The organism is Mesorhizobium sp. P2_C4 (assembly GCF_056404575.1).
The window spans coordinates 1,200,447-1,216,133 of the sequence record NZ_JBFUDT010000002.1 but is presented as its reverse complement, the minus strand read 5'-3'; the positions used below and the strand labels follow the sequence as shown (position 1 = coordinate 1,216,133).

General features: G+C 63.4%; 14 protein-coding genes. 4 read left to right on the top strand and 10 right to left on the bottom strand.

The features are described 5' to 3' along the window. The first annotated feature begins 19 nt into the window (after nt 1-19). Nucleotides 20-1,084: an ABC transporter ATP-binding protein gene (locus AC1DX6_RS12165; protein WP_477313485.1), complete on the top strand. Its 1,065-nt coding sequence runs from the start codon at nt 20-22 to the stop codon at nt 1,082-1,084. 29 nt (nt 1,085-1,113) lie between these two features. Here AC1DX6_RS12165 and AC1DX6_RS12160 read toward each other — a convergent pair whose 3' ends face one another. Continuing rightward, nucleotides 1,114-1,740 (bottom strand): glutathione S-transferase family protein, encoded by a 627-nt coding sequence (locus AC1DX6_RS12160; RefSeq protein WP_477313481.1) that lies wholly within the window; start codon nt 1,738-1,740, stop codon nt 1,114-1,116. 119 nt (nt 1,741-1,859) lie between these two features. Here AC1DX6_RS12160 and AC1DX6_RS12155 point away from each other — a divergent pair, with 119 nt between their 5' ends. From AC1DX6_RS12155 to AC1DX6_RS12145, 3 genes are all read left to right on the top strand, one after another. Then, a complete protein-coding gene (locus AC1DX6_RS12155) occupies nt 1,860-3,413 on the top strand; it encodes a cation:proton antiporter (protein ID WP_477313479.1) in 1,554 nt (517 codons plus the stop codon). 87 nt (nt 3,414-3,500) lie between these two features. Then, nucleotides 3,501-4,412 carry an endonuclease/exonuclease/phosphatase family protein gene (locus AC1DX6_RS12150; protein ID WP_477313477.1) on the top strand — a complete coding sequence of 304 codons (912 nt, stop codon included), beginning with the start codon at nt 3,501-3,503 and terminating at the stop codon, nt 4,410-4,412. A 7-nt stretch (nt 4,413-4,419) separates the two neighbouring features. After that, the gene (locus AC1DX6_RS12145; RefSeq protein ID WP_477313475.1) at nt 4,420-5,265 is read left to right on the top strand and encodes an EamA family transporter; all 846 of its coding nucleotides are present in this window, start codon (nt 4,420-4,422) and stop codon (nt 5,263-5,265) included. Here the strand turns inward: AC1DX6_RS12145 and AC1DX6_RS12140 are convergent. The 9 genes from AC1DX6_RS12140 to AC1DX6_RS12100 form a co-directional block, all read right to left on the bottom strand. Continuing rightward, entirely contained in the window at nt 5,252-5,569 is a 318-nt protein-coding gene (locus AC1DX6_RS12140; RefSeq protein WP_477313473.1) for a Dabb family protein, read from the bottom strand. The genes AC1DX6_RS12145 and AC1DX6_RS12140 overlap by 14 nt on opposite strands. Nucleotides 5,570-5,586: 17 nt before the next feature. After that, nucleotides 5,587-7,215 (bottom strand): GMC family oxidoreductase, encoded by a 1,629-nt coding sequence (locus AC1DX6_RS12135; protein ID WP_477313471.1) that lies wholly within the window; start codon nt 7,213-7,215, stop codon nt 5,587-5,589. Nucleotides 7,216-7,227: 12 nt separating this feature from the next. Further along, nucleotides 7,228-7,989, bottom strand: coding sequence for a 3-ketoacyl-ACP reductase (locus AC1DX6_RS12130; protein ID WP_477313469.1), 762 nt, complete (start codon nt 7,987-7,989; stop codon nt 7,228-7,230). Between the two features lie 208 nt (nt 7,990-8,197). After that, nucleotides 8,198-9,700: a GMC oxidoreductase gene (locus AC1DX6_RS12125; RefSeq protein WP_477313467.1), complete on the bottom strand. Its 1,503-nt coding sequence runs from the start codon at nt 9,698-9,700 to the stop codon at nt 8,198-8,200. Nucleotides 9,701-9,705: 5 nt separating this feature from the next. Continuing rightward, a complete protein-coding gene (locus tag AC1DX6_RS12120; RefSeq protein WP_477313465.1) occupies nt 9,706-10,821 on the bottom strand; it encodes an ABC transporter ATP-binding protein in 1,116 nt (371 codons plus the stop codon). A 4-nt stretch (nt 10,822-10,825) separates the two neighbouring features. After that, nucleotides 10,826-11,770 (bottom strand): carbohydrate ABC transporter permease, encoded by a 945-nt coding sequence (locus AC1DX6_RS12115; protein WP_477313463.1) that lies wholly within the window; start codon nt 11,768-11,770, stop codon nt 10,826-10,828. Further along, entirely contained in the window at nt 11,767-12,723 is a 957-nt protein-coding gene (locus AC1DX6_RS12110) for a carbohydrate ABC transporter permease (protein WP_477313461.1), read from the bottom strand. Before AC1DX6_RS12110 ends, AC1DX6_RS12115 begins: the two co-directional genes overlap by 4 nt. Before the next feature lie 137 nt (nt 12,724-12,860). Further along, nucleotides 12,861-14,114, bottom strand: coding sequence for an ABC transporter substrate-binding protein (locus AC1DX6_RS12105; RefSeq protein WP_477313459.1), 1,254 nt, complete (start codon nt 14,112-14,114; stop codon nt 12,861-12,863). 58 nt (nt 14,115-14,172) lie between these two features. Next, nucleotides 14,173-15,684 carry an aldehyde dehydrogenase family protein gene (locus AC1DX6_RS12100; protein ID WP_477313457.1) on the bottom strand — a complete coding sequence of 504 codons (1,512 nt, stop codon included), beginning with the start codon at nt 15,682-15,684 and terminating at the stop codon, nt 14,173-14,175. Nucleotides 15,685-15,687 lie beyond the last annotated feature (3 nt).

The following is a 15,687-nucleotide window of genomic DNA, read 5'->3' as shown; positions in this document are numbered from 1 at the left end:
CTGATCGAAAGAAAAAGCCATGGCCGAACCATTCCTCTCCATCCAGCATGTGCGAAAATCCTTCGGTGCCACCACCGTGGTCGAAGATTTCAATCTTGATGTCGAGCCGGGCGAATTCGTTTCCTTCCTCGGGCCGTCCGGGTGCGGCAAGACCACCGTTCTGCGCATGGTCGCCGGTTTCGAAGAGCCGTCGGCGGGCAAGATCGTCGTTGCCGGCAAGGACATCACGAGGCTGAAGCCAAACCAGCGCAATGTCGGCATGGTGTTCCAGGCCTATGCGCTGTTTCCCAACCTGACGGTGGCGCAGAACATCGGCTTTGGACTGAAGGTCGCCGGCATGCCCAAGGCGGACATCGACAGACGCGTGGCCGAGATGCTCGACATCATCAAGCTGCCGCAGATGGCCGACCGCTATCCTTACCAACTCTCCGGCGGCCAGCAGCAGCGCATCGCGCTGGCCCGCGCCATCGCGCCGAAACCGAAGCTCCTCCTCCTCGACGAACCGCTGTCGGCTCTCGACGCCAAGGTGCGCGTGTCGCTGCGCGAGGAAATCCGCTCGATCCAGAAGAAGCTCAACATCACCACCATCTTCGTTACCCATGACCAGGAAGAAGCGCTGTCGATCTCCGACCGCATCGCCGTCATGTATGGCGGCAAGGCCGAGCAAGTCGGTACGCCGTTCGAGATTTACAACCGGCCGGCTACCAAGTTCGTCGCCAATTTCGTCGGAACACTCAACGTGCTCGAAGGCACCGTCACCGACGCCGCGTCCGGCAAGGTGCGTGTCAACAGCGAGGAGGTGCTGCTCAAGGGCAAGCTCAACGGTTCCAAATCCGGCGACACGCTGTCGCTGGCTTTGCGGCCTGAAGCGATTTCGCTTGGTCGCCAGCCCGGGCGCGATTCCAGCCTTTCGGGCGAAATCTCCGAGGTGCATTTCCTGGGCTCGGTCATCCGGGTTCGCGTCGGCATCGGTGGCAGCACGGTGTCGCTTGACACCTTCAACAGCCCTGCCGCTCCGCCGCCGGCTGTCGGCGAAAAGGCTGAGATTTCCTTCTCCTCAAGCGACATGCTGGTGCTGCATTAACAAATGTGGGTGTCGAAAGAGCGCGGGCCTTAAGCCGGCGCAATGAAGGGCTGCATCACCGCCTGAAAGACCGGCATTGCCTCCAGTCGCGCGGCATGGCGGCTGAGTGCTGGGAAGTCGGCCAATGAAACCAGGCCGGGATGTGCCTCGCTAAAAAAACGCAGCACGGCGGCAACCGCGATGTCGGCATGGCCGATGCGATCGTCGAACCAGTAGGGTTCAGGCCTCGTGGCGCGGTCGGCTTCCAGGACAGCCAGGGCGTTTTCTATCTGCGCGCGGCAGCGCCCGACCCAGAGGTCTGAGACGTTCTCGTGCAGCCGCTTTTCGTAAAACAGGCTGACGGCCTTGTCGCCCAGTCCGGTCGCCAGGGCCGATACTTTGAGGGCCTGATGACGGGCCGGTTCGCTGACCGGGAACATCCTGCGCTCTGCCGGAACGAGGCCGTCGAGATAGTCGAGCATCAGGTGGCTCTCGATCAGCACCTCGCCATTGTCCAGCACCAGGGTCGGCACCCGCGTCAGCGGATTGTAGGGCCGGATCTTGTCTGCATCGCTGAAACTCGACCACGGGCGATGCTCGAACGGCAGGCCGTACAAGTTCAACGCAATGCCGACACGGCGAACAAAGGGCGAGTCGTATTGGCCGATGAGGATCATGGCCGAGGCTTACAGGCCGGCCGGCGGTATGCATACAGCCAGGCGAGCAGGACCCGCTGGACAATCAACAGCATCCTGTGTTCCTGCTAACGAAGCTGCCTAGCCGCTAAGATGATGTCATGGCCCTTTTCGAACTCACCCTTGTCCTGCTGCTGATCGCCGTCGCGCTGACGGCGCTGTCGCGGCGGCTAGAGATTCCCTACCCTTCGCTGCTGGCTCTCGCAGGCGCCGGTCTCGCCTTCGTGCCTGGCGCGCCGACCATCGAGATCGACCCGGAACTGGCGCTGGCGCTGTTCATCGCGCCGGTGCTTCTGGATGCCGCCTACGACACGTCGTTGCGCGATCTCAACCGCTATCGGCTGCCGCTCGTGGCCCTCGCGCTCGGGGCCGTCATCTTCACCACGGCGATCGTTGCTTTCGTCGGTTGGAAAATGGCCGGGCTGCCGATCGCGGCGGCCATTGCACTGGGCGCCATCGTCGCGCCGCCGGACGCGGTGGCGGCAAGCGCCGTGCTTGGGCAATTCAAGGTGCCGCACCGCATCACCGCCATCCTGCAGGGTGAGAGCCTGCTCAACGATGCCACCGCGCTCCTTATCTATAGGTTGGCGGTTTCGGCAGCGCTCGGCGCGATCATGCTGAGCAACGCCATTCCGACGATCCTGTTGTCAACGATCGGCAGCCTGGTCGCTGGTTATCTGCTTGGCCGCTTCTCATTGCTGACGCTCACCCGTATCGAGGATGCGGCGAGCAGCACGGTAATACAGTTCGCCGGAACGTTCGGCGTCTGGATCCTGGCCGACAGGCTGGGGCTTTCCGCCATCATCACCATCGTCGTCTATGCCATGACCCTAGCGCGCCGGGCGCCGCGCCGCATGTCGGCAAGGAGGCGCGTCAGCACCTATTCGGTGTGGGAGTCGGCGGTCTTCGTGCTCAACGTGCTGGCCTTCGTGCTGATGGGCCTGCAGGCACGGTCGATCGTCGGCCGGCTTGCCGGGGAAGGGCAGGGCGAAGCCTTCGTCTTCGCCGCAACGGTGTTGGCCGTCGTCATCGTGTCTCGCCTCGTCTGGGTGTTGAGCTATGGCGTGATCGCACGATGGTTTGCCCGCTTCGGCAGTGACGACCAAAGGCGAGACGCGCCGTCGTTTCGCGGCGGTGTGCTTGTGGGCTGGTGCGGCATGCGCGGACTGGTGACGCTGGTGGCCGCAATTGCCTTGCCGGCCAACTTCCCGGGCCGCGATCCGATCGTGCTTGCCGCCTTCGCGGTCGTTCTCGGCACGCTGGTGCTGCAAGGCATGACGCTGAAGCCGCTGCTGCGCTGGCTCGCCTTCGATCCGGACACCACAATCGACCGCGAAGTGGCGCAGGCGCGTGTCGCCATCATGCAAGCCGCGCTCAACGTGTTGAGCGGCAAGACCTCGAATGCCGCTGCTGCCGTGCGCGAGCAATATACGGCCCAGCGCACGATCGCCGAAAACCCTGAAAACGCGCAGGCGGCGACGGAATATGACAGGCTGCGCCTCTATGCCATCAACAGCCAGCGCGATGCGCTTGAGGAACTGCGCCGTAACGGGACCATCGGCGACGAAGCCTATCATCGCCTGGAGGAAGAAATCGACTGGACGGAATTGGCGGCCTCGCCGGCAGGGCGGTTCCAGCCGCTGACGACGAATTAGGCTGGCCCAAGCTCCGTTCATCCCGCTGCACATTGCAAGCAAATCGCCGAACGGCTACTGCCATCACGAAATTGAGCCGGATAAGTAATGAAGCTGGTCAGCTACAACATCCAGTACGGGTTCGGCAGCGACGGCCGCTATGACCTTGCGCGCGCGGCACGCGTTGTTGCCGGCGCCGATATCATCGCCCTGCAAGAGGTCGAGCGGCACTGGCAGCGGAGCAATGAGGACGACCAGCCGGAACTCCTTTCCCAACTGCTGTCCGGCTATCACTGGGTCTATGGCCCGGCCTTCGACATGGACGCCAGCGAGCAGCGCGACGGGCGCATCGTCAACCGGCGCCGGCAATTCGGCACCATGGTGCTGTCGAAGCTGCCGATCGTCTGGTCACGGCTGCACACGCTGCCGCTGCGCCGCACGCTGCGTCCGCTCAACACCCGCAATGCAGCACTCGAATGCATGATCCGCACGCCAGCCGGTCCGGTGCGTTTTCTGTCGTTGCATCTCGCCCATATCGCCGCCGAGGAGCGACTGGAGCAGATTGACTATCTGCTCGCCCAACATCGCCGTGCGCCGTCCGACGGCGGCCCATGGAGCGGCGTCGACGACGAGCCGGCGCGCAACTGGAGCAATGGCGAGGCCGAGCCGGAAAACCCGCTGGCGGCGATCTGGATGGGTGATTTCAACATGGAGCCGGACAGCGCCGAGTACAGGCGCATCGTTGGCAGCACGCCCTATCATCGCGGTGCCGCCTATCTCGACGGGTTCGTCGATGCCGCAGCAATCGCCAGCGAGCCGACGGCGGATTTCCACACCCATGTGAAGACGATCGAGGGCAGGCTGGCAAAACGCCGGCTCGACCATTGCTTCGTCGGCGGCATGTTTGCCGGGCGGGTGCGCTCGGTCGGCGCCGACATCGGCGAAATCGCCTCGGACCATTTTCCGCTGCGCGTCGACATCGACCTGGAAACGCCACTCGCCATGCAGGGCGGCAGATGAGCCGCCAATGAGCCTGTTCGTCTTCTTCGCGGTGCTTTCAGCCGCCGCCATGCATGCGATCTGGAACGCGCTGGTCAAGGTGCATCTCGACCGCTTCCTGTCGATCACGCTGATGACACTAGGCATGGGATTTGCCGCGCTTTTCGTGCTGCCTTTTGTCGAGTTCCCGAAGGCCGAGGTCTGGCCATTCATTCTCGCTTCGGTGGTCTTCCACATGGGCTACCGGACCTTCCTGATCGGCGCCTACAAGGCCGGCGATTTCGCCCAGACCTATCCACTGGCGCGCGGAACTGCGCCGCTGCTGGCAGCGTTTGGCGGCATGTTCGTGGTTGCCGAGGTTCCCGGCCCATTCGCCATAGCCGGCATCGTTCTGCTGTCGGCCGGTACGCTGGTGATGTCGTTTCGCGGCGGCGTGCATCTGGAAAAATTCAACCTGCGCGCCGTCGGCTTTGCGCTCGGCACCTCTATCTTCATTGCCAGCTATACGCTGTCCGACGGCAGCGGCGCGCGGCTGGCCGCCACGGCGCAGAGCTATGCCGCCTGGCTGTTCATCTGCGACGCTACATGGGCGCTTGTCTTGTGCGTCGTCTTCCGCGGGCCGCAGTCGCTGCCCGTGCTGGCGCGTGACTGGAAGGCCGGGCTTTTCACCGGCGTGCTCAGCGGTGCGGCCTACTGGATCGTGATGTGGGCGATGACCAAGGCGCCGATCGCCTCAGTGGCGTCATTGCGCGAAACCTCGATCCTGTTCGCCATGATGATCTCGGTGTTCGCGCTTGGCGAGAAGATGACGAGATGGCGCGCTGCCGCCGCGCTCAGCATCGTCGCCGGCGTCGTCGCGCTCAGGCTTGGTTGATCTCGAGGTCGAACACCATCAGCCCGTCGGTGCCACCTTCAAGTGCCGCGACCAACCTTGCGCCGGCGCGCTGATGCGCTTCATGCACCAGATAGGCATCGCGGGAGGCTGCATCGCGAAAGTCGATGGTGAAGCCATGGGTGAAGCCGCGCCCGAAGGGTTCAGGGCTGGCATTGGCGCTGAATTCGACCTTGTCCATGCCGTCGATCGCCCAGCGCAATGCCTCGAGATCGGCGTGGATCGCCGCGCGCTCGGCGGCGTCGACATCGTTGCGAAATCTGGCGAAGACACAGTGCCTGATCATTTTTCTGCCCCCCGGGTTTATGCTGCACGATTGCCGGAAAACACCGCCGGCGGCAACGGCTCGCGCCCTAGGATGAGATCGGCGCCCTTTTCACCGACCATGATCGTCGGCGCATTGGTGTTGGAAGACGGCACGCGCGGCATCACCGAGGCGTCGCAGACGCGCAAGCCTTCGATGCCGCGCAGCCTGAGATCCGGCGTCACCACCGCCATATCGTCAAGGCCCATGCGGCAGGTACCGACCGGATGATGGTCGGTCTTCGAACTGCGGCAGGCATAGTCGAACAGCTCGTCATCGCTCAGCAAGGCAGGGCCTGGCAGCACTTCGCGCAACACGTAGGGTTGAAGAGCCTTCTGCCGCATGATCTCGCGCGCCAGCCTGAGACCCTTGATCGACATGGCGCGGTCATAAGGGTCGGACCAGTAGTTCGGATCGATCAGCGGGTGATCGGCCGGATCCCCGCTCTTCAGCCGCACCGTGCCGCGCGAGCGCGGGCGCAGGAAGGCCGAGTTCAGCGTGACGCCCGGATTTTTCAGCTTCTCGACGCCGGCCTCGATGCCGGAGCCGAGGCCGAGATGGAACTGGATATCGGGCGAGGCGGCGGTCGGGTCGGCGTACCAGAAGCCGCCGGTCTCGAACAGGCTGGAGGCGACCGGCCCCTTCTTGAGGAGCAGATACTGCAGGCCGGCCCAGGCCGTGCGGTGCAGCTTGGCGTAGTTGTCATAGGTGTGGTCGCCGGTGCATTCGGCGATGACGAACAAATCAAGATGGTCCTGCATGTTGGAGCCGACGCCGGGCAGGTCGTGCACCGGTGTGACGCCAACCGATTTCAGATGGTCGGCCGGACCGATGCCCGACTGCATCAACAGCTTCGGCGAGCCGATGGCGCCCGACGATACGATCACCTCGCGCTCGGCGCGCAGGATTTTTGTCTCGCCGCCTGGTCTGTCGGCGATCTCCACGCCGATGGCGCGGCCCCTCTCGACAACGATGCGGGTGACCAGCACGTCGGTCCTGATGGTGAGATTCTGGCGGGCGCGGATTGGCTTCAAATAGGCGACGGAAGCAGACGAGCGGCGTGCGTCTTTCTGGGTTAGCTGGTAGTAGCCGACGCCTTCCTGGGTGGCGCCGTTGAAATCCGGATTGAAGGGAATACCCATCTCTTGGCCGGCGCGGAAATAGGCCTCGCAGATCGGCAACGGTGAAATCGGGTTCGACACGCCGAGCGGGCCCTGGTCGCCATGGAAATCGTTGGCGTAGCGCTGGTTGTTCTCGGCGCGCTTGAAGTAGGGCAGCACGTCGCGGTAGCCCCAGCCGGTGAGGCCTTCTTCCTTCTCCCAGGCGTCGTAGTCGCGGGCATTGCCGCGGGTGTAGATCTGGGCGTTGATGGAGGAGCCGCCGCCGACGACCTTGGCCTGCGTGTACCAGAAGACGCGGTCCTTCATGTGCTTTTGCGGCACGGTCGACCAACCCCAGGAGGCGATGCCCTTGGTCATCTTGGCAAAGCCCGCTGGCATGTGGATGTAGGGATGCCAGTCCTTGCCGCCGGCTTCCAGCAGCAAGACTGAATTCGCGGGATCTTCGCTCAGCCGGTTGGCCAGAACGCAACCGGCCGGGCCGGCGCCAACGATGATATAGTCGGTCATTGTCTCATCCGTTCACAGCCGCGGCACCGAGAGTGCGCCGTCGACATTGATGATCGAGCCGGTGGAAAAGCCGAGCTTGCCGCCGGCGAGCGTCGCCACCATGGCGCCGATATCGGCAGCTTCGCCCCAGCGCCTGGCCGGCACCAGTCCGCTGTCGATCAGCGCGTCGTATTTGGCGGTGACGCCTGCCGTCATGTCAGTGCGGATGATGCCCGGCCTGATTTCGAACACGCCAATGTTTTCGGCGGCGAGCCGCAGCGCCAGAGTCTTCACCCACATGGAGAGCCCGGCCTTGGAGATGCAGTAGTCGGATCGCTCCGGCGAGGCCATTTCGGCGCTGACCGAGGTGATGGTGATGATCGATTTCGGGTGATCGCCAGGTGTGGCCAGCATCGCCTTAGCGACGGCCTGGCTGAGGAACACGGTGCCGCGGAGATTGATGCCGAGCGCGCGGTCGAAATTCTCCGGCGTCAGTTCCAGCAGGTCGCCGCGCACCACGGCGCCGATGCCGGCATTGTTGACCAGGCAGTCGATGCGGCCGAAGGCGGCCATCGTTGCGTCGACCAAAGCGGCATGACCGGCGAGATCGGCGATGTCGCAACGATAGTACGCGAATTTCGCGCCGCGCTTGGTGATGTTAGCGGCGAGTTCATCGCTGGCATGATCGGCCAAATCGGCGACGAGAATGTCGAAGCCCGCATCAGTGAGTGCTTCGGCGCAAGCAAGGCCAATGCCGCGCGCGCCGCCGGTGACTATGGCCGCCGGGCGGGTCATATGGACATATCCCTTCGAATGTCAGCGCCGCCCCTCATCGCCCTGCCGGGCACTTCTCCCCGTATAGTGACGGGGAGACGGACGCTCGCGCCGCTGCTTTCGCCAATTGTACACGTCGCAGAAGGAGTGCCGAGCTTGCGGCCAGCAGTCTTCTCCCCGTTCACGGGGAGAAGGTGCCGGCAGGCGGATGAGGGGCGGCGCAAACCTCTCATGCTGCAAGCTCCTTCTTGCGGATATGGTCCGCCACGCGCAGCGCCTGTGCCGCAATAGACAGCGCCGGGTTCACTGCAGCCGAAGTCGGCAGGAAGCCACCGTCGACGACGAACAGGTTCTGGTGGTCGTAGGCACGGCAGAACGGATCGAGCGGCGAGGTGGCTGGGTCATTGCCCATCTTCACCGTGCCGCACTGGTGCGAGGGCGTGCGCTTGTCGAAGGGGCGCGACAGCACGATCGGGTAACCGCAGGCGCGGAAATTTTGGCGCATCACCTTGGTCAGCCCATCGAGCGACTGCATGTTGGAGCGCCGCCACTGCATGACGATGTCCTTGCCGTCGACCATGATGCGGCTTTCGGGATCGGGCAAATCCTCGCACATCAGATACCAGTCGACGGCGTGGCCGGCCATGAAATCGAGCGCGAACTTTGGCGCGAGCTTGACGTTGGCCCTCAGCATGTTGCCGTCGATCTTGCCGAGCAGCTGGACATTGCCGAGCGGCTTGCCGCCCTTGCCGTCGGACAGGTAGTAGTCGTTCAGCATCAGCGTCTTCTGGTAGACGGCATCGTTGTGGCGGCGCGGATCGATCGCCAGCATGGCGCTCGAATTGTGGTTCATGAAGTTGCGACCGACCTGGTCGGAACGGTTGGCGAGGCCTTTGCCGTCTGATGACGGCGAGCGCAGCAGAATAACGGCGGAGTTGACCGCGCCGGCCGACAGAATGACCAGCTTCGGCGACAGTTTCTTCTGCGCGCCGTTCTGGGTGTAGTGGATGGCGGCGATCGTCTTGCCGTTAGGCGAAGCTTCGAGCCAGTCGACATGGGCGCCGGTTTCGAGCCTAATGTTGGTGTCGGTCAGCGCCGCCGTCAGCGGTCCGGTCTGCGCGTCGATCTTGCCTTGCCCGGTGTTCGGGAAAGCGTCCCAGCCTGTCTTACCGTCCTTCAGCCAGGTGTCGATGTCGACGCCGAGTGGCAGCGACGCCGGATGCAGGCCGAGGCTCTTCAGTTCGGCGCGGGCGCGCGCGATCGGCGCTTCGTCCGGCACCGGCTTGAAGGCATAAGGAAGCGAATGGAACGGCTCGGTCGGGTCTTCGCCGAGCGTGCCGCGCACCCGAAACAGCTGCTCGGCCTTCGAGTACCAGGGTTCGAACTCGTCATAGGAAAACGGCCAGGCCGGCGACACGCCACCGAAGTGCTCCATCACCGAAAAATCTTCCTTGCGGTAGCGGATCAGCACCGCGCCGAAGAATTTCGAATTGCCGCCGACATAGTAGTAGTTGCCGGGGTTGAAGGCTGCACCGCCGGCCTCGTGCCACATCTCCTTGGGCCGGTAGTGGCCGTCGACGAAGATCGAACGGGTGTCGCGCGCATGCGGCGTCACCGGCAGCTTCTCGCCGCGCTCCAGCATCAGGATCGACGCGCCGCTGCCGGCAAAGCCGGAGGCGATCGTGGCGCCGCCAATGCCGGAGCCGATGATGACGATGTCGGGATTTGCCATCGTCGTCAGCGAATGCGGTTCTCGGTCGCCGGATCGAAGAACACTGCCTTGGTCAGGTTGAAGGCGAGCGGCGTGCTGGTGCCCGGCTGGATGTTGGCGTCGGCGCGCAGCCGCGCCACCACGCCCTTGCCGCCGAGATTGGTGACGGCAAAGGTGTCGGAACCCGCCGGTTCCACCACTTCGATATGACAGTCGGCTGTGGCAATGTTCGACGCATTGCGCTCGGCACCTTCCGGATCGGTCAGCGCTTCCGGGCGGACGCCGAAGATGATCTGCTTGCCCTGGAATGCCGACAGGCCCGCCGGCGCATTGGCCATTGGCAGCGAGATCGGCTCGCGCGCCTCGCGCTGCAGCACCACGGACAGCGCGTTGCCGCTGGCGCCGATGGTTGCCGGGATCAGGTTCATCGCCGGCGAACCCATGAAGTCGGCGACGAACAGATTGGTCGGGTTGTTGTAGATTTCGGCCGGGGTGCCGAACTGCTGCACCTCGCCGTCGCGCATGACAGCGATCTTGGTGGCCAGCGTCATCGCCTCGATCTGGTCGTGGGTGACGTAGACGATGGTGGTTCCGGTCGTGGCGTGCAGGCGCTTGATCTCGATGCGCATGTCGACGCGCAGCTTGGCGTCGAGGTTGGAGAGAGGCTCATCGAACAGGAACAGTTTGGGGTCGCGCACCAGCGCCCGGCCCATGGCGACGCGCTGGCGCTGGCCGCCGGAAAGCTGGCTTGGTTTGCGCTGCAGGAGGTGGCCGATCTGCAGCACTTTGGCCACCTTGTCGATCGCCTTCTGGCGCTCGTCCGCCGGCACGCCACGCATCTCCATGCCGAAAGAGATGTTCCCGGCCACTGTCATGTTCGGGTAGAGCGCGTAGCTCTGGAACACCATGGCGATGTCACGCTTGGACGGATGCAGATCGTTGATCTGGCGGCCGTCGACACGGATTTCGCCCGAGGTGATCGTCTCCAGCCCGGCGATGGTGTTGAGCAGCGTGGACTTGCCACAGCCGGAGGGGCCGACCAGCACCAGGAAGCCGCCTTTTTCCAATTCGACGTCGATCCCTTTCAGGATCTCGACCTGGCCGAAGCGCTTCCTCAATCCATCAATTTCCAGAAAAGCCATCAGATTATCCTTTGACCGCGCCCGCCATCAGGCCACGCACGAAGTAGCGGCCGGCGACGACGTAGACGAGAAGGGTGGGCAGTGCGGCGATCATCGCCGCCGCCATGTTGACGTTGTATTCGACGACGCCGGTCGAGGTGTTGACGACGTTGTTGAGCGCCACCGTCATCGGCATCGAGTCGCCGGTGCCGGCATAGGCGGAGGCGAACAGGAAGTCGTTCCAGATGTTGGTGAACTGGTAGATCACGGTGACGACGAAGATCGGCATCGAGTTCGGCAGCATGATGCGACGGAATATCTGGAAGAAGGAAGCGCCGTCGACCTGTGCAGCCTTGATCAATTCGGTCGGGAACGCCTCGTAGTAATTGCGGAAGAACAGCGTGGTGAAGCCGATGCCGTAGACAACGTGGACGAAGACGAGGTTGACGGTCGAATTGCCGAGACCGAAGCTTGTTCCGACCGAGTTCTGCAGCGTCACGCCGAAGCGGCCGACGCTGCCAAGGATCGTCGCCATCGGCAACAGCACCGACTGGAACGGGATGAAGCAGGCGAACAGCATCAGCCCGAACACCAGCGTTGCGCCACGGAAGCGCCATTTGGTCAGCACGTAGCCGTTCAGCGCGCCGAGCATGGTCGAAATCAACACGGCCGGAACCACCATCTTGATGGAGTTCCAGAAATAACCCTTGATGCCGGCGCAGGTGAGGCCGACGCAGGTCTCGCCCCAGGCCTTGAACCATGGATCGAAGGTCGGCGCCTTGGGCAGCGCCAGCATGTTGCCGTTCTGGATCTCGTCCATTGTCTTGAACGAGGTCACCAGCATGACGAACAGCGGCATCAGGTAGAACAGCGCAAACAGCGCCAGCAGCCCGTAGATGACGACACGGTTGAGGATCTTCATGTTGACGCCGCTGGAGGCCTGGCGGGCAGGGGTGGCGACAGCGCTCATCGCGGTTTCTCCCTGAGTTCGGAATAGAGGTAGGGCACGATGATGGCGACGATGGTCATCAACATGATCACCGCGCTTGCCGAGCCGACGGCCATCTCGTTGCGCTTGAAGGTGTACTCATACATGAAGTTCGACGGCAGCCAGGCCGAGCCGCCGGGGCCACCGCTGGTGAGTGCGACGACAAGGTCATACGACTTGATGGCGAGGTGGGCGAGCACGATGAAGGCCGACAGGAAGATCGGCCGCAGCAGCGGAATGACGATGCGGCGATAAAGCTGGAAGGTGGTGGCGCCATCGATCTGCGCCGCCTTCATGATCTCGCCGTCGATGCCGCGCAGGCCGGCCAGGAACATCGCCATGATAAAGCCGGAGGCCTGCCAGACGCCGGCGATGACCACGGTGTAGATGACGAAATCCTTGTTCTTGATCCAGTCGAAATGGAAGCTCGTCCAGCCCCATTGATGCAAGGTCTGCTCAAGGCCGAGGCCGGGATCGAGGAACCATTTCCAGGCGACGCCGGTGACGATGAAGGACAGCGCCATCGGGTAGAGGTAGATCGGGCGCAGCACGCCTTCGCCGCGGATTTTCTGGTCAAGCAGGATGGCCAGGAACAGGCCGAGCGCCAGGCAGATGAAAATGTAGAGAAAGCCGAAAATGCCCATATTGGTGATCGACGTGTACCAGCTCGATGGCGGGTCGGTGTCGAAGGTCCATCCCCACAGCCGCTGATAGGCGCGCGAACCGGTGATGACATAGGACGGGAAGGTCTTGGAATTGGTGAAGGACAGATAGATCGTCCACAGGATGAAGCCGTAGACGAAGACAATGGTGATGGCGAAGCTCGGCGCCAGCACGATCTTCGGCAGGGCGTCCTGCAGCCGCGAGCGCACGGAGGCGCGCGGCCGGGCATGCTCCGGCGTCAGCTTGATCTGGCTTGTTGCTAGCGTGCTCATGAGCTCCTCCCGTTCTGGGCCGTCCGACCGCGTGGCGGGAAGACGTGCTTACGGGTTTCTGGTCGACGCGAGGGCCGGCCAACCGTGAGATGGAACCTTCCCCGCCGGAGCGGGGAAGGTGTTTTCAGGCCTAGCGCTTACTTGGCGTCGTCGATCGCCTTGACCAGTTCGGTCACGGCCTCGTCCGAGGTCTTGATCTGACCATGGACGAACTTCGACACGACGTCCTTGTAGGCATTGGCTACCGCCGGAGGCGCGCCATAGCCTTGAGCGAGCGAGCCGAACAGCGTGCCGCCATCATTGGCAGCCTTCAGGTCGGCGATGCCTTTCTTGCCGCAAGCGTCGAAGTCGGTGTCCGGAACGTCGGTACGGGCCGGAACTGAGCCCTTGACGACGTTGAAGGCCGACTGGAAGCTCTTCGACAGCGTGGCGGTGGCCAACGCGACCTGGGCGGCCTTGCGGTCGTCCGGAACGTTGAACATGCCGAACATGTCGGAGTTGTAGACCACGGAGCCGTCGGTGCCCGGGAAGCGATAGCACAGGAAGTCCGTGCCCGGCGTCTTGTTGGCGGCGTGGAACTCACCCTTGGCCCAGTCACCCATGACCTGCACCAGGGCATCGCCCTTGATGACCATGGCTGTGGCAAGGTTCCAGTCGCGGCCCGAGAAGTTCGGGTCGACATAGGTGACGAGCTTGGCGAGGTTGTCGAACGACTTCTTCATCGTGTCGGATTTGAGCGACGCGTCGTCGAGGTCGTTGAAGGCCTTCTTGTAGAACTCTGGTCCGCCGGTCGACAGCACGACCGAGTCGAACATGGTGGCTTCCTGCCAGTTCTGACCACCGAGAGCGAGCGGGATCACGCCTGCCGCCTTGGCCTTGTCGAGCAGGGCAACGAAGTCGTCGAAGGTCTTCGGCTCGGTGCCGCCGATCTTGTCCATGACCGCCTTGTTGATCCACAGCCAGTTGACCGAGTGGACGTTGACCGGAGCCGCGACCCACTTGCCTTCATAGACCGAGAACTTCTGCAGGGCCGCCGGAACCGACTTGTCCCAGCCTTCCTTCTTCGCCGTCTCGGTCAGGTCGCCCATGACGCCGGCAGCGGCATAATCGAGCACGGTGTAGCCGAGCATCTGCGACGCGGTCGGGTAGTTGCCGGCCGCGACCATCGCCTTCAGCGCGGTCATGGCAGCGTCGCCGCCGCCGCCGGCCACCGGCACGTCCTTCCAGGCAAAGCCTTCCTTGGCCAGATCGCCCTTGAGGACGTTGAGAGCAGCCGCTTCGCCGCCCGACGTCCACCAATGCAGCATCTGCACTTCCTTGACGTCCTCGGCATGGGCCGCGAAAGCCAGGCCCGATGCGAGAGCCGTTCCGATAAGCAGTTTGCGCAACATGTACTTCCTCCCTTGTTGCATGCACATAACCGGCGGATGTCCGCCGGGGTCTCCCAACTCAGCCGACCCACCATCCGGTGCGCTGGCCGCGATGAAACTGGATAGTCTTTTCTTCGGTATAGTCCTCGACGGCGCGTTTGCCGAGTTCGCGTCCGAGACCGGATTGCTTGTAGCCTCCGAAAGGCAGCTCGGGATAACCTTCCATGAACGTATTCACCCACACGGTTCCCGAACGCACACCCCGCGCCACCGACATGCAAGTGTCGATGCTGGCGCTCCACACACCCGCCGACAAACCATAGGGCGTGTTGTTGGCGATGTGCAACGCCTTTTCAATCGATCCAAAAGTCAGCACCGAGAGCACCGGTCCGAACACTTCCTCGCGCGCGATAGCCATGTCTTCGGTGACGCCGCGAATGATGGTCGGATCGAGATACTGGCCGGCGCTGGCGGCGAGCTGCTTGCCGCCGCTGTAGACCTGGCTGCCATCGACTGCAGCCGCGGCGACATAGCCGGCTACCTTTGCCAGATGGTCTGAGGAAATCATCGCGCCGACCTTGGTGCGGTCGTCGAGCGGATCGCCGACAATCACCTTCGCAGTGAGCGCCTTCACCATGCTTAGGAAGTCGTCGGCGATCGCCTCATGCACGATCAGCCGGCTGCCGGCGTTGCAGCATTCGCCGGCGTTGAAAAAGCCGCCGAACACCGCCGCATCGGCAGCCGCCTCGAGGTCGGCATCGGGGAAGACGATCTGGCCGTTCTTGCCGCCGAGTTCCATCGAAACTTTCTTCAGCGACTGCGCCGCGGACGCCATGGTCATCTTGCCAACGCGGGTGGAGCCGGTGAAAGACACCATCTCGACCAGCGGATGGCTGACCATCCGCGCGCCGACATCGGCGCCAAGACCGGCGAGGATGTTGACGACTCCCTTCGGCACGCCGGCCTGCAGCAGGATATCGCCGAGCACGAAAGTCGAGGCCGAGGTCATCTCGCTCGGCTTGACTACTGCGGTGCAGCCGGCGGCCAGCGCGAAAGGCAGTTTTTGGCTGACGATCAGGAACGGGAAATTCCATGGTGTGATGATCGAGACGACGCCGATCGGCTCGCGCAGCACGACGCCGAGCATGGCGTCGCCGAGATTGGCGTAGGTCTCGCCATGCAGCGTGCGGGCAAGTGCTGCCGCATAGCGCCAGATGTCGACGGCGCCGCCGATCTCGCCGCGCGCCTGGGCGATCGGCTTGCCGGATTCCAGTGAATCGAGCCGGGCGATTTCTTCCAGCCGCGCCTCGATCAGGTCGGCTGCCTTAAGCAGGATCGCGGCGCGCTCGGCCGCCTTCATGCGTGGCCATGGACCGGTTTCGAACGCCTTGTGCGCGGCGAGCACCGCCTGCTCGACTTCCGCCTCGCCGGCCTGCGCATAATGCGAAACCGTGAAGCCATGACCGGGGCTCTTGCGCTCCAGCGTGCGGCCGTCACGAGCGTCGACATGCTTGCCGTCGATCAGCAGCCGGTAGGTCTTCGGCGCTGCGGATGCCTCGGCGGGCATGGCGATCTTCAGGGGTACGTTCATCAG

Bases quoted from the DNA above. Each gene is read 5' to 3' on its own strand.
- AC1DX6_RS12165 (WP_477313485.1), top strand. From the start codon at position 20: ATGGCCGAACCATTCCTCTCCATCCAGCATGTGCGAAAATCCTTCGGT.
- AC1DX6_RS12160 (WP_477313481.1), bottom strand. From the start codon at position 1,740: ATGATCCTCATCGGCCAATACGACTCGCCCTTTGTTCGCCGTGTCGGC.
- AC1DX6_RS12155 (WP_477313479.1), top strand. From the start codon at position 1,860: ATGGCCCTTTTCGAACTCACCCTTGTCCTGCTGCTGATCGCCGTCGCG.
- AC1DX6_RS12150 (WP_477313477.1), top strand. From the start codon at position 3,501: ATGAAGCTGGTCAGCTACAACATCCAGTACGGGTTCGGCAGCGACGGC.
- AC1DX6_RS12145 (WP_477313475.1), top strand. From the start codon at position 4,420: ATGAGCCTGTTCGTCTTCTTCGCGGTGCTTTCAGCCGCCGCCATGCAT.
- AC1DX6_RS12140 (WP_477313473.1), bottom strand. From the start codon at position 5,569: ATGATCAGGCACTGTGTCTTCGCCAGATTTCGCAACGATGTCGACGCC.
- AC1DX6_RS12135 (WP_477313471.1), bottom strand. From the start codon at position 7,215: ATGACCGACTATATCATCGTTGGCGCCGGCCCGGCCGGTTGCGTTCTG.
- AC1DX6_RS12130 (WP_477313469.1), bottom strand. From the start codon at position 7,989: ATGACCCGCCCGGCGGCCATAGTCACCGGCGGCGCGCGCGGCATTGGC.
- AC1DX6_RS12125 (WP_477313467.1), bottom strand. From the start codon at position 9,700: ATGGCAAATCCCGACATCGTCATCATCGGCTCCGGCATTGGCGGCGCC.
- AC1DX6_RS12120 (WP_477313465.1), bottom strand. From the start codon at position 10,821: ATGGCTTTTCTGGAAATTGATGGATTGAGGAAGCGCTTCGGCCAGGTC.
- AC1DX6_RS12115 (WP_477313463.1), bottom strand. From the start codon at position 11,770: ATGAGCGCTGTCGCCACCCCTGCCCGCCAGGCCTCCAGCGGCGTCAAC.
- AC1DX6_RS12110 (WP_477313461.1), bottom strand. From the start codon at position 12,723: ATGAGCACGCTAGCAACAAGCCAGATCAAGCTGACGCCGGAGCATGCC.
- AC1DX6_RS12105 (WP_477313459.1), bottom strand. From the start codon at position 14,114: ATGTTGCGCAAACTGCTTATCGGAACGGCTCTCGCATCGGGCCTGGCT.
- AC1DX6_RS12100 (WP_477313457.1), bottom strand. From the start codon at position 15,684: ATGAACGTACCCCTGAAGATCGCCATGCCCGCCGAGGCATCCGCAGCG.